The sequence below is a fragment of the Lederbergia citrisecunda genome, assembly GCF_018343695.1.
GTDB classification, from domain to species: Bacteria; Bacillota; Bacilli; order Bacillales; family Bacillaceae_C; genus Lederbergia; species Lederbergia citrisecunda.
In genome coordinates this window covers 634,997-647,298 of sequence record NZ_JAGYPJ010000001.1, presented here as the reverse complement: position 1 = coordinate 647,298, position 12,302 = coordinate 634,997, and the positions used below count along the sequence as shown (strand labels likewise).

14 protein-coding genes are annotated in these 12,302 nt (G+C 36.3%); 7 read left to right on the top strand and 7 right to left on the bottom strand.

Going from position 1 to position 12,302, the window contains the following annotated elements; genetic code table 11:
- Positions 1 to 29: 29 nt before the first annotated feature.
- Positions 30 to 962 carry a beta-ketoacyl-ACP synthase III gene (locus tag KHA93_RS03295; protein ID WP_213109412.1) on the bottom strand — a complete coding sequence of 311 codons (933 nt, stop codon included), beginning with the start codon at positions 960 to 962 and terminating at the stop codon, positions 30 to 32.
- Between the two features lie 376 nt (positions 963 to 1,338).
- The gene (locus KHA93_RS03290; protein ID WP_213109411.1) at positions 1,339 to 1,932 is read right to left on the bottom strand and encodes a hypothetical protein; all 594 of its coding nucleotides are present in this window, start codon (positions 1,930 to 1,932) and stop codon (positions 1,339 to 1,341) included.
- 179 nt (positions 1,933 to 2,111) lie between these two features.
- Between KHA93_RS03290 and KHA93_RS03285 the strand changes: the two genes are divergently transcribed.
- Positions 2,112 to 2,297, top strand: coding sequence for a YjzD family protein (locus KHA93_RS03285; protein WP_213109410.1), 186 nt, complete (start codon positions 2,112 to 2,114; stop codon positions 2,295 to 2,297).
- A 37-nt stretch (positions 2,298 to 2,334) separates the two neighbouring features.
- On the opposite strand, the gene clpB is transcribed toward KHA93_RS03285, so the two are convergent.
- The 3 genes from clpB to yjfP form a co-directional block, all read right to left on the bottom strand.
- Positions 2,335 to 4,941, bottom strand: a complete 2,607-nt coding sequence (gene clpB, locus KHA93_RS03280) for an ATP-dependent chaperone ClpB (RefSeq protein ID WP_213109409.1) — start codon at positions 4,939 to 4,941, stop codon at positions 2,335 to 2,337.
- A gap of 156 nt (positions 4,942 to 5,097) precedes the next feature.
- The gene (locus KHA93_RS03275; RefSeq protein WP_213109408.1) at positions 5,098 to 5,406 is read right to left on the bottom strand and encodes a metal-sulfur cluster assembly factor; all 309 of its coding nucleotides are present in this window, start codon (positions 5,404 to 5,406) and stop codon (positions 5,098 to 5,100) included.
- Positions 5,407 to 5,532: 126 nt separating this feature from the next.
- The gene (yjfP, locus tag KHA93_RS03270) at positions 5,533 to 6,303 is read right to left on the bottom strand and encodes an esterase (RefSeq protein WP_213109407.1); all 771 of its coding nucleotides are present in this window, start codon (positions 6,301 to 6,303) and stop codon (positions 5,533 to 5,535) included.
- A gap of 176 nt (positions 6,304 to 6,479) precedes the next feature.
- On the opposite strand from yjfP, the gene KHA93_RS23465 reads away from it, so the two are divergent.
- Together KHA93_RS23465 and KHA93_RS03265 are read left to right on the top strand one after the other, a co-directional pair.
- Positions 6,480 to 6,605, top strand: coding sequence for a hypothetical protein (locus KHA93_RS23465; protein ID WP_307414808.1), 126 nt, complete (start codon positions 6,480 to 6,482; stop codon positions 6,603 to 6,605).
- Positions 6,606 to 6,618: 13 nt separating this feature from the next.
- Positions 6,619 to 6,819 (top strand): DUF3813 domain-containing protein, encoded by a 201-nt coding sequence (locus tag KHA93_RS03265; RefSeq protein WP_213109406.1) that lies wholly within the window; start codon positions 6,619 to 6,621, stop codon positions 6,817 to 6,819.
- Between the two features lie 140 nt (positions 6,820 to 6,959).
- Here KHA93_RS03265 and KHA93_RS03260 read toward each other — a convergent pair whose 3' ends face one another.
- Positions 6,960 to 7,820, bottom strand: coding sequence for a YitT family protein (locus KHA93_RS03260; protein WP_349772250.1), 861 nt, complete (start codon positions 7,818 to 7,820; stop codon positions 6,960 to 6,962).
- A 148-nt stretch (positions 7,821 to 7,968) separates the two neighbouring features.
- On the opposite strand from KHA93_RS03260, the gene KHA93_RS03255 reads away from it, so the two are divergent.
- From KHA93_RS03255 to KHA93_RS03240, 4 genes are all read left to right on the top strand, one after another.
- Positions 7,969 to 8,829 carry a DegV family protein gene (locus KHA93_RS03255; protein WP_213109405.1) on the top strand — a complete coding sequence of 287 codons (861 nt, stop codon included), beginning with the start codon at positions 7,969 to 7,971 and terminating at the stop codon, positions 8,827 to 8,829.
- Between the two features lie 58 nt (positions 8,830 to 8,887).
- Positions 8,888 to 9,025: a DUF3941 domain-containing protein gene (locus KHA93_RS03250; RefSeq protein WP_213109404.1), complete on the top strand. Its 138-nt coding sequence runs from the start codon at positions 8,888 to 8,890 to the stop codon at positions 9,023 to 9,025.
- Positions 9,026 to 9,110: 85 nt separating this feature from the next.
- Complete coding sequence (locus KHA93_RS03245; RefSeq protein WP_213109403.1) at positions 9,111 to 9,602, top strand: YajQ family cyclic di-GMP-binding protein; 492 nt, start codon at positions 9,111 to 9,113, stop codon at positions 9,600 to 9,602.
- Positions 9,603 to 9,674: 72 nt separating this feature from the next.
- On the top strand, positions 9,675 to 10,535 hold the full coding sequence (locus KHA93_RS03240) for an SDR family oxidoreductase (RefSeq protein WP_213109402.1): 861 nt from the start codon (positions 9,675 to 9,677) through the stop codon (positions 10,533 to 10,535).
- A 361-nt stretch (positions 10,536 to 10,896) separates the two neighbouring features.
- On the opposite strand, the gene KHA93_RS03235 is transcribed toward KHA93_RS03240, so the two are convergent.
- Complete coding sequence (locus tag KHA93_RS03235; RefSeq protein WP_213109401.1) at positions 10,897 to 12,279, bottom strand: alpha-amylase family glycosyl hydrolase; 1,383 nt, start codon at positions 12,277 to 12,279, stop codon at positions 10,897 to 10,899.
- Positions 12,280 to 12,302: the final 23 nt, after the last annotated feature.

Here is a 12,302-nt window from a genome sequence, read left to right as displayed (position 1 = left end):
TAAACAAAGAAGGTTTTTAAACGATGTATTTAACGTCCCCATTTTATGGCAACTGCACCCCAAGTTAGTCCACCGCCAAAGCCAACCATTACAATGATATCATCATCTTTAATTTTTCCAGCTTCCAATTCATCGGCTAGTGCCATTGGAATTGAAGCGGATGATGTATTTCCATATTTATGGATTGTTTTTGACATTTTTTCTTCAGGTAGATCTAATCTCTGTCTTGCAGCTTCCATTATTCGTATATTCGCTTGATGTGGGATTAAAAAGTCAACATCGTCCTTTGATAGACCTGCCTTTTCGATTACGTTTACGGATGATTCACCCATTTGTCTTACAGCAAACTTAAAAACTTCTCTTCCATTCATCATAATAAATTGTTCTTGGTAAAGATAGTTTCCACCTGTACCATCTGCACCCAATTCAAATGCAAGAACTCCTCTTCCATCTGAAACTGGCCCCATCACAACAGCACCTGCACCATCTCCAAACAGTACTGCTGTGTTCCGGTCATTCCAATCAGTAATTTTAGAAAGTTTTTCTGCACCAACTACTAAAATATGTTTAAAAGCTCCATTATCAATAAATTGCTTCGCTGTTGCAATTCCATACATAAAACCTGCACATGCAGCGCTTAGATCCATCGCAGAAGCTTTCGTACATCCCAACTTTGCCTGCAGTGTGCACGCTACAGTTGGAAATGGCTGATCTGGAGTAACGGTTGCAACTAAAATCATATCAATATCTTCAGGAGAAATTCCTGCATCATTCATTGCTTTTTGAGCAGCTACAAACGCCATATCAGCTGTATCCATATCATCGGTCGCAATTCTTCTTTCTTCGATGCCTGTCCGTGTCCTGATCCATTCATCTGATGTATCCACCATTTTTTCTAAGTCTTTATTTGTTAAGACTTTCTCAGGAACATATTTTCCAACCCCGATTATCCCAGCATTCATGTAGCTGATCCCTACCTTCATTCAACATAAAATTATTATCATATATTAAGACTTGGTACTAATTATATCATCGGAGCAATTTCTTGTAAATCGGGATTGGATTAATTTCGTTGGGCTTATTCCCATTTTATGTATTAAACCAACACTTGTCCATTTATCTACCTTCCTTTGGATTACTTATATTTTAGACTAACACTAAATTTCTGATGGGTATAATCATTACAACTATTTATTTTGTTTATTTAGTGATTCTTAAATCAAGAACACTTCGGATAACTTATTTAAGTGAAATACCGTCTAGCACGAACAGTTACAGGGGAAAAAAGCACTTCAGAATGACCCACATTAAGTAGGCCTGTACGTCGACCGACAGCCCTTATGTTTTTGTTGTAAACATATTCTTTTCTAGATACTCAATGATTTCACTTGCAATGGAAGTTGATGACAATGTCAATTTCATCTCGTTCCAACTCTCTTGCGAATTAGACGTAAATAAAAGGAAATGATCTTGTTTATTAACAGGCACACAATATTCCGTTACCTTTATACCTTTTTCCTGTATTCCCTTTATAAAACTTTCTATTTCTGAATAAAAATTTGACTTTCTAACTTGAATGGCTGATGGGTGAATTATGATAAATTGTGTTGTAAACAAAGAGTCATCTTTCCCTATGATTTTTAATATTTGATTAAAACGCTCGTAGATTTCCGGAAAGTCCCTTGTATAAAAATCAAGAAGCGGAATAAAAAAATAGTGAATAGACTCACTTTGTTTTGTTTCCAAGAAGTCTTCCAAATGTTCGTATTGTAAATTGGCATTTCTACCAATAAATAGCCATTTTTCTTCTTGCTCTTCATTCTGCCATTGGGCAAAATCCTTCGCATATACTTTATAGCCTTTCTCAAGTAATTGAACACAAAGCTCATATCCAAGAGACTGTCTCGCACCAAAAACTATAGCTGACTTCAAAGCGTCCATCTCCTTTCTGAGTATCCCTTACTTACATCCTATGCAAACAGTTAGATGTATTACCTAGATCACATAATTATCACTTTTACATTACTGTTATGTATGGTATGATTTTAAAGGTATATCCATGAAGTAAAATATCTTTTACATACATTTCATTTTGAAATGGGGTGAATTTTATGAAATTTGTATGGGGATTTATTTGGACTTTTATTCTTGTCCATATGTTAACTTACGTAGCGGGATCGATGTTAGCCGCTGAGTATGATTTTAAAACAGCATCCATTTTAGGGATTGGTGCCTATATATTAGTACTTGTTATTACAACAATTCTTCCAACTCCTGCATCTGCAGAGGAGCATTAAAATGGGAAAGGAGTAAGTTGCTCCTTTCCCATTTTTGTTATTTCTGAACAGTAACTATCAGATCTTCATTTTCTACATCAATTATTATGGAATCATATGGACGAACATGACCCGCTATAATTTCCTTTGCTAGCCTTGTTTCTATTTGGCTTTGTAAATATCTTTTTAATGGACGAGCGCCATATACTGGATCGAAAGCTGCTTGAGCGACAAACTCTTTTGCTTGATCAGAAATCACTAATTGAATACTTTGTTCACGCAAGCGAAGTTGTAATTCCTCAGCTAATTTTCCTACTATCCCTTTAATGTTTTCTAAAGTGAGTGGTTTAAACAGAATGATATCATCCACTCTATTTAAAAACTCCGGCTTAAATGCACCCCTCAATTGACTCATGACGAGGTCTTTCGTTTTTTCATCGATATTCTCCTCATTTTTTTCACGTTCTAATAAAAATGCGGAACCAATATTTGAGGTCATTATGATAACGGTATTTTTAAAATCAATTCGTCTTCCTTGTGAATCTGTAATTCTTCCATCATCAAGTACTTGAAGTAAAATATTAAATACTTCTGGATGAGCTTTTTCAATTTCATCAAGCAAAATGACAGAATATGGTTTTCGTCTAACAGCTTCTGTAAGCTGTCCACCTTCTTCATAGCCTACATATCCTGGGGGAGCACCAATAAGTCTTGATACAGCATGTTTTTCCATATACTCGGACATGTCAATTCGTATCATATGTTCTTCACTATCGAATAATGTTTCTGCTAGTGCCTTTGCAAGTTCTGTTTTCCCAACACCAGTTGGTCCTAGGAAAATAAAAGAACCAATTGGTCTGTTCGGATCTTTAATCCCCGCTCGTGCACGTATGACAGCATTGCTTACGAGTTCAACTGCCTCATCTTGGCCAATCACCCGCTTATGCAATATGCTTTCCAGCCTTAATAGCTTTTCCCGCTCCCCTTCTACAAGCTTCGTAACTGGAATGCCTGTCCAGCGTGAAACAATATCGGCAATTTCATCTTCTGTCACTTCTTCTTTTACTAAGCGATGTTCATCTTCCTGATGCTTTTGTACATTTTCCTCTAAAGCCTTCAATTCTTTTTCGACTGACGGTATTTTTCCGTGGCGAAGTTCAGCTGCGCGATTTAAGTCATATTCATTTTCCGCATCTTCCAATTCCCTACGCAGTTTCTCCAGTTCTTCTCGTTTCTCTTTTATTTGTAAAATTTCATCTTTCTCTGACTGCCATCTTGCTCTCATTTCGTTCGCTTTTTCTTTTAAATCAGCCAATTCTTTTTGAAGAATTCCTAGCCTTTCTTTACTCGCTTCATCATCTTCTTTTCGAAGAGCAGCTTCTTCAATTTCAAACTGCATTACTCTTCTCGTTATTTCATCAAGTTCACTTGGCATAGAGTCAATCTCGACACGAATATTTGCACAAGCTTCATCAACAAGATCAATCGCCTTATCAGGCAAAAATCGATCCGTAATATAACGATCAGATAACGTTGCAGCTGCAACAAGCGCTCTGTCATGAATATTAACACCATGGTGAATTTCAAATCGTTCTTTTAATCCGCGCAAAATTGAGATCGTATCTTCTACAACCGGTTCCGGAACTAGTACTTTTTGGAAACGTCTTTCAAGTGCGGGATCCTTTTCAATATAAAACCGATATTCATCAAGTGTGGTGGCACCAATACAATGCAGTTCCCCTCGAGCAAGCATCGGTTTTAACATATTTCCTGCATCCATTGAACCCTCAGTTTTTCCTGCACCAACAATTGTATGTATTTCATCGATAAAGAGTAGTATTTTTCCTTCGCTCTTCTTTATTTCTTGTAAAACCGCTTTTAGCCTTTCTTCAAATTCGCCTCGAAATTTTGCACCTGCTATAAGAGCTCCCATATCTAAGGAAAAAATGGTTTTATCTTTTAATCCTTCCGGCACATCTTTTCTTACAATTCTCTGAGCTAGTCCTTCAACAATAGCGGTTTTTCCAACACCTGGTTCCCCTATTAATACCGGATTGTTTTTTGTTTTTCGAGACAAGATACGAATGACGTTTCTAATTTCATTATCACGGCCAATAACGGGATCTAATTTACCGGACTTAACTTCAGCTACTAAATCCCTACCGTATTTTTTCAACGCTTCATATGTTGCTTCTGGATTTTGTGAAACCACTCGCTGTCCCCCTCTCATTTTTTCAATTTCGATACGTAAATGATGTTTTGTAATTCCATGTTGATCTAGAAATAGGGTAAGCTCATTTCTATTCAGGTCCATTAAGGCAAGTGCAAAATGTTCTACTGATAAATATTCATCTTCAAAAGATGCCTTTACTTTTTCAGCTTGGTTCATAAGATTTTGCACATCACTGCTTAAATATTGCCCGCCTTTTACGCCCGAACCTGTTACTTGAGGTTTTTTATCAAGAATCTCATTTATTTTAAGTTGTAATGCACTTTTAACTAAGCCCAAATGCTCATATATATTATTAAGGAGACTATCATATCGATCTGATAATGCTTTCCAAATGTGGACAACATCAATTTCCGGATGATTGAGCCTTATGGCAGTTTGCTGAGCTTCTGCAAATGCTTCTTGCATTGTCATTGTCATTTTACTTAAGTCCATAGATTTCATCCCCCTACTCTAAAAACATTTGTATGTAGAATAAAAGTTATATGTATTTTTCGCGAAAAAATACAAATAGCGGAATAACTCACTATGATAAGGAGCATTCCGCTGTATGTTTTCCCAAATGTGCGCTCTAATAACGGCGTTCCTTTATCATGTTACGCCAAGTGCAATTTTAGCATATCGTGACATTTTGTCTTTTGTCCATGGTGGACTCCAAACAATGTCAACTTCAGTTTGTTTTACTTCAGGAATATCTGCTAGTGCAGCTTGTACCTGATCAACAATAATTGGCGCAAGTGGACAACCCATTGAAGTGAGTGTCATCGTAACTTTCGCAACGCCATCGTCATTAAGATCTACATCATATACTAGACCAAGATTTACTATGTCAATACCCAATTCTGGGTCAATCACTTGCTCAAGAGCGCCATAAATATTTTCTTTCAAAGCCTCATCCATTTTAAACACACTCCTTTACGAAAAATAGCTTCTCTTACTATCATACCAAACATGGAAAAAAAACAAACTGAAAAGACTCATTTTCCTTAACAATGTTTTTCTAATAATTATTAAACATTAGAGTAACTACAGTAAGTATTTTTCAAACCACGCCACTGTTTCCAATAAACCTTCCCTGCTCACTTTATGATCTGCCTCTTCATCTATAATCAATTTTAGACAAGATGGATTTTTTTCATATTCCTTCTTGATATTTTGATAAAAAGTATATGTAGGCTGGAACGGAACTACTGGATCTTTTTTTCCGTGCCAAAACATAAGTGGTCTTCCATTAAGTTTTTCTGGTTGCTTACTTAAATCATATTTCTGCAAACTCGCATACATTTCATCTAATTCATCTTCTGAAAAAGACAAACTTGGATTAGCTTTTTTAAGGTGTTCTATTTGCGCTCGTGCAAATGCCACATAATGGGGACTTCCCATAAGAGATACGGCAGCCTTTATCCACTCGTATTGAGTAAGCGCACCTAATGTGATAATCCCACCCATAGAAGTTCCTACTAATCCTATTTTGTCAGCTTCAGCTAATCCCCTTCTAATAAAATCATCCTTTATCACTTCTAATTCACCAATTGTATTGATTACGATATCCCAAAAATGAAACATGATTTCTTCGTTACTTTTACTATTGTTTCTTTCACCATGAAACATTGCTTCAGGTAGTACTACCCGAAAGCCTAATTCTGATAAAAGATAAGCGAAATGAAGATTATGCTCTTTTGCCGACGTGAATCCATGGACAAAAAATATAAGCGGTAGCATCTTTTTTTCATTTCCGCTTTTTACGACATGTAATAACGGAATATCATTTATCTGTTCTTTTTGTATTTCTATCATGATGCTATCCCCTTTCCATATATTTATCTCATTTCATTTTAGCACTTCTATTTGTGGATATTCAAAAAACAGCATTTAACTACCATAACTTTCACGTGTTTTTCACAATCTTTTAACAAACAATAATTTAGAACGTATTAAACGTTCCTTTCCATTTCTCAATAGGGGTGATACGTGTGGGTAAAAAGAGTAAATCGAAGCGTTTTATCATACATGGTAAAAATTCGATAGAAAAACATGCGGAACGTTTTCCTTACCGATCCACCTTGGAAGAAGCGGAAAATAAAATGAGGAATCTCTAGGAGGTAGTAAGCAGTGGGAAACAGATTATTCCAAGAAGCTAGGGATTTTGTTGAACACGCAGAAGAACTCTTCCTAACAGGAGGTTCCACTGAAGAAAAGGAAAGTGCCTTACAAGTCGCGAAGAACGCCCTTTCCTCTGCCTATGCCAATTCGACGTTCGCCGAGCAAGAGCAGCTTCGTGATTTTCAAAAGGTACTTGATCGATTAAAATAACGATCAAAAACGGGAGCGTTTATTCTCCCGTTTTTTTCTTACTTTGGAATTTAAGGATAATAGAATATATCGGACTTCCCATTTCCATTATTGAAAGTCTTTGTGACGAAGCCGATGGACAGTCGCTTACGCTTTTATTTTTAATCTTTTCTAAAAAAGCCAAATACAGCAGTCGTTTGAACGATGTTCGTAAATGCCTTGGGATCCACTTTTTTTACAATTAGTTCAAGCTCGTATAATTCATAACGCGTAATGACAATCATCATCATTTCTTTTTGTTCATTTGAAAAAGCTCCCTTGGCGGGCACCATCGTTATTCCCCTTACCATTCGAGCATGGATTGCTTCTTTTAACTCCTCCGATTTTTTCGTTACAATCATAGCAGTCAATTTCTGATGCCGCGTATGTATCCCATCAATAACCCTAGTAGAAGCATATAATGAAACAAGTGTATAAAGCGCTTTGTCCCAACCGTATATAGCACCTGCCGTTGCAATAATGATCGCGTTTATGATAAAGAAATAAATTCCTACTGGTTTATCTTTCATCCGTGAAAGTACCATCGCAATGATGTCTAATCCCCCTGTCGAAGCACCTACCCTTAAAGTAATTCCGATTCCGACTGCGGCTATCACACCTCCGAATACAGCATAGAGCAAAATATCATTTGTTTTCTCTATGACCGGAAGGATCTCTAAAAAAATACTCATAAATAAAACTGAAATAAAACTATATAATGTGAAGGATTTTCCCACTTTTAGCCAACCTAAAATTACAACTGGAAGATTGAACAACAATATGAGAATCCCAGTTGATATATGAACAGGAGTAAAATCCGATAAAATATTAGAAACAAGTTGCGCTGCACCAGTTATTCCACTTGCGTAAACTCCTGCTGGAATTAAAAAATAATTTAGTGCAACGCCATTTAAAAAAGCTCCTACTAAAACCGTAACGAAAATTTTTATATGAGTCCTAAAAGAAAATTGCTTTTTCTCCACGATCCTCTCACTCCTTTTTTCCTACAATAATGATATAGAAGATTGTACTTTTCCTATAAAGTCGTTACACTTAAAATATGGAATAATTTTCTGAATAATATATATGTCAAAGAAATTTTTCATTATTTTCCCACGAGAGGTGAATTTTATGTCAATAAAACTATTTGCGGATAGTGCATCCGACTTACCGTTATCTTTTTTTCAAGAAAATGACATTGATCTAATACCGCTTCAAGTACATATAGATGACGATGAGTACAAAGATTTACTAACCATCCAACCAATTAAGGTTTATGAAGAAATACGTGCAGGAAAAATGCCGAAAACATCGCAGGCTTCCCCACAATTATTTGAAGAATCGTTTACAAATTTAGCTAAATCAGGTGAATCTGGGCTTTATATTGCTTTTTCGTCTGAGCTTTCCGGGACGTATCAAACTGCTGTCATGATTCGTGAGCAAGTACTAGAAGAATACCCTAATTTAGACTTAACAATCATTGATTCCAAATGTGCATCTCTTGGTTATGGATTAGCTGTTATATCTGCTGTAGATCAAATTAAAAACGGCATCACAAAAGAAGAATTGATTAAGAACATAACATTCCAGTGCCAACATACGGAACATTTATTTACTGTAGAAGATTTGGATTTCCTTGCTAGAGGTGGTCGACTTTCTAGAGCATCTGCTTTTCTAGGGGGTTTACTGAACATTAAGCCTTTATTGCATGTTGATGAAGGTAAACTCGTTCCGATTGAAAAAATTCGGGGAAAGAAAAAGCTCTTTAAGAGAATTCTCGACGTTATGGAAGAGCGTGGAGCAGACTTGAGTAGCCAAACGATAGGGATAAGCCACGGTGACGACGAGGAAACAGCTCTTGAAGTGAAAAAGATGATAGAAGAACGATTTGGAACAAAGAACTTTTATATAAATATTATTGGTTCTGTCATTGCAGCTCATGCTGGTCCGGGAACATTAGCCATTTTTTTCTTAAATGAAAAACAAACCTAATATTTTCCTTAAAGAGTGGGAGATACTAATATATATCCCCACTTTGAAAGGAGAATAGATGGTGCGCTACAATACATCTGATAATGATAAAAAACCTCGAGACAATCAAGCTGCCCGAGAGGAAAAGAACCTATTAAGGGAAAAAAACATTCAAGAAGGCAAACTCAAATATTCGAAAAAAACAGATCATCTATAATCTAGCATTTAGACGTTTTCTATTCCCTTGTTGGAACGTTGTAAATCAACTATAATGAGGGAAAATGGTGCAACGGAGGTAGAAAATGTCTAAAGAAAATTCATTCGATATTGTTTCTAAAGTTGAGTTGTCAGAAGTAAATAATGCCATTATTATTGCTCTAAAAGAAATCCAAAATCGCTATGATTTTAAAGGAAGTAAAAGTGACATTAAACTGGAAAACGAAGAGCTTGTCCTTATTTCCGATGATGAATTTAAAATGTCGCAACTAAAAGATGTATTGATCGGAAAATTAATTCGACGTGAAGTTCCAGTTAAAAACCTTGATTATGGAAAAATGGAAAATGCCTTTGGTGGTACAGTACGTCAACGTGCTAAAATCGTTCAAGGCATCGACAAAGAAAATGCAAAAAAAATTAACAACCTCATTAAAAATAGCGGTGTAAAAGTAAAAAGCCAAGTTCAAGACGATCAAATAAGGGTCACTGGTAAAAATCGAGATGATTTGCAAAAAATCATTAGTATGATTCGTTCAGCGGAACTCTCGATTGAAGTACAATTTGTAAATTATAGATAAGAATAAAAAAAGAGCGGACGGGTATATCAATGATATATCCGTTCTTTATTTTTCATCAATAGGAGTGATTACATGAATAATGAAAAGCAAACGATGCCAAAGCAAAAACAAGTACAGCAGCCCGGTTTGGAAACGCTAATGAACCCTGAACCCGAATCCATTAAACTTTCTTATAAAGGAAGTGGAAAATTAGAAGGCAAAGTTGCTATTGTTACTGGTGGTGATAGCGGTATCGGAAAGTCTGTCGCCCTGCATTTCGCCAAAGAAGGCGCGGATATTGCTATTTGTTACTTGGAGGAAGATCAAGATGCAGAGAATACGAAAACTCTTATAGAACATGATGGTCGAAAATGTAAATTAATTCGTGGAGATCTTGGTCAAGAGCAGCATTGTATTCATGTAGTCCAGCAAGTAATCGAAGAATTTGGAAAAATTGATATTCTCGTTAACAATGCCGCTGAACAACATCCTCAAAAAAGTCTCATAGACATTACAGAAGCTCAACTTGAAAAAACATTCCGTACGAATATTTACGCATATTTCTTTTTGACAAAAGCTGCTCTCCCCCATTTACAAGCAGGGAGTTCGATCATTAATACCGCCTCTATCACAGCCTATGCGGGAAGCCCTGAATTATTGGACTATTCAGCTACAAAAGGTGCGATCGTTTCTTTTACAAGATCGCTATCCAAATCCCTTACAGCACAACGGATTCGAGTCAACGGAGTGGCACCTGGCCCCATTTGGACACCACTTATTCCAGCTACGTTTGATGCTGAAAAGGTCAGTAAATTTGGTGGGACCCAACCATTAGGTCGTCCTGGACAGCCTTCTGAACTAGGCCCTGGATATGTTTATCTTGCATCCGATGATTCCAGTTATGTCACTGGCCAAATGCTCCATATTAATGGAGGTGAAGTGATTAATGGTTAAATAATTTAAAGTGGAAACGAATCGCTAACTCAAATTAAATGACCCAATAGGAGTATGTATAAAGCAAAAAGGTATAATTCCTACAAGATTATGAGGAACTATACCTTTTTTTCTTTGGACGAGTTAAAGGTGATTACTGATTTTCTACCACTGTTGATTGGAGCAAAAGGCGCGAAGACTCCTGCGGGAGTACGAGCCACGTGAGACCACACGGGCGCTTCAGAGCCGCTCCTGCACGCCCGCGGAAAGCGAAGCGCCTGGAGCGTAAATCAACAAACACCGTTTAACGCACCACCAAAAATAAAAATAAAAGGCGGCTACCAATGGTCAGTGACCTGATTTTTTGGACCGCTTCTTTCATTTATTCCTGTGGATTCATTTTCTTTCCACGTTTCCATGTTATATACATAAAGAGAATAAATAGCGCAAATACGACAAAAATCGATAAAATGAATGGTATGTTGTACCCGCTTTTTTCTGTCAGCTTATAAATTTCTGCAGATTCACGTTCCAACACAATATGATAATTTCCATTATTATCAACTCGGACAAGATCTGTTCCAAGCAATCCACGTAATTCTTTATTTTTTTCAAGTTGGTCTTCAGAGATGACCGCACTTCGATCGGTACTAGTATTATTAATAGCTACTACTACGGTTTCCGAATGATATTGACGTTTAAATACGGTCATACCGTCTTTTTCATACAATAATTCCATCGTACCTTTTGTCAATGCCTTTTGATGATTTCGGACTCTACCCAAATCAGCAATATAATCAATTATTTCCTTTTCTGTTCTGAAATTCATCATTGGAGTGTTTTCTGGCGATTCCCCACCATTCACTGCAATTTCTGTCGCATAATAAACAACTGGAATTTCAGGTTGTGTATATAAAAAGGAAAGAGCGATTTTCCATCTTGTAACAGGATAAGTATTATTATTTACCATTTCTCTTGTGAATCTATCGGTATTCTGGTTATCAAAGAAGGCTTCTCTTAATCCGGAAGTGTTACGATCCAACGAATTAATCAATGTTGCTGTTGAAACGTCCGGTTTTGAAAATGCATCCCTTAGTGGTCTCACGAACGAGACATCCGAAATACTAGTAAAACCAACTTGGCTATATTCGTTCATTTCTTTTTCACTAATATTGCTAGCGGAACCGGATAAATAAAAGTTATTCTTAACGTTCGATATTTCAGAAGTAACCTCTTTCCAAAATTGCAGAGGTTTTTCATTAATATTTGTCATTTTAAACCCATCAATTTGAGTTTCTGTAATCCACCAGTTTGCAATATCAATTACTTCCTGAGCATCCATTTGTTTTTGAATAGGGAATTCCAATATGATATGCATTTTTTTCTCATGAACATCATCAACTAATTGTTTAAATTCTTCGACAGTGCCAAAATGTTCGTCTGTATTATAGTAGTCCTTAATCCACTCACCATGATATCCACCATCTTCATTATCAAAAATGGGTGATAGCTGCAAAGCCGTAAACCCCATCTCTTGCAAGTAATCCAATTTGTCCTTAATCCCCTTAAAATCTCCGCCTTGGAAACTTTTTGGGTCTGTCAAATTGACATCAAAATCATTATTATTATCGCCATTATTAAATCGATCGACCATTAAAGAATATATAATTTCATCTTCCCACGATTTTTGTTCATTAGCATGAACATTTGTAGCAAAAAATAGAAAAAGAGTAGTTAAAATTAAGCATAAAGCTTTTTTAAACAATGTTATTGCCTCCTGACAACTTT

What these genes read in the sequence shown, in the direction of transcription:
- KHA93_RS03295 (WP_213109412.1), bottom strand. Translation starts at nt 962, where the DNA reads ATGAATGCTGGGATAATCGGGGTTGGAAAATATGTTCCTGAGAAAGTC.
- KHA93_RS03285 (WP_213109410.1), top strand. Translation starts at nt 2,112, where the DNA reads ATGAAATTTGTATGGGGATTTATTTGGACTTTTATTCTTGTCCATATG.
- clpB (WP_213109409.1), bottom strand. Translation starts at nt 4,941, where the DNA reads ATGGACTTAAGTAAAATGACAATGACAATGCAAGAAGCATTTGCAGAA.
- KHA93_RS03275 (WP_213109408.1), bottom strand. Translation starts at nt 5,406, where the DNA reads ATGGATGAGGCTTTGAAAGAAAATATTTATGGCGCTCTTGAGCAAGTG.
- yjfP (WP_213109407.1), bottom strand. Translation starts at nt 6,303, where the DNA reads ATGATAGAAATACAAAAAGAACAGATAAATGATATTCCGTTATTACAT.
- KHA93_RS03255 (WP_213109405.1), top strand. Translation starts at nt 7,969, where the DNA reads ATGTCAATAAAACTATTTGCGGATAGTGCATCCGACTTACCGTTATCT.
- KHA93_RS03250 (WP_213109404.1), top strand. Translation starts at nt 8,888, where the DNA reads ATGGTGCGCTACAATACATCTGATAATGATAAAAAACCTCGAGACAAT.
- KHA93_RS03245 (WP_213109403.1), top strand. Translation starts at nt 9,111, where the DNA reads ATGTCTAAAGAAAATTCATTCGATATTGTTTCTAAAGTTGAGTTGTCA.
- KHA93_RS03240 (WP_213109402.1), top strand. Translation starts at nt 9,675, where the DNA reads ATGAATAATGAAAAGCAAACGATGCCAAAGCAAAAACAAGTACAGCAG.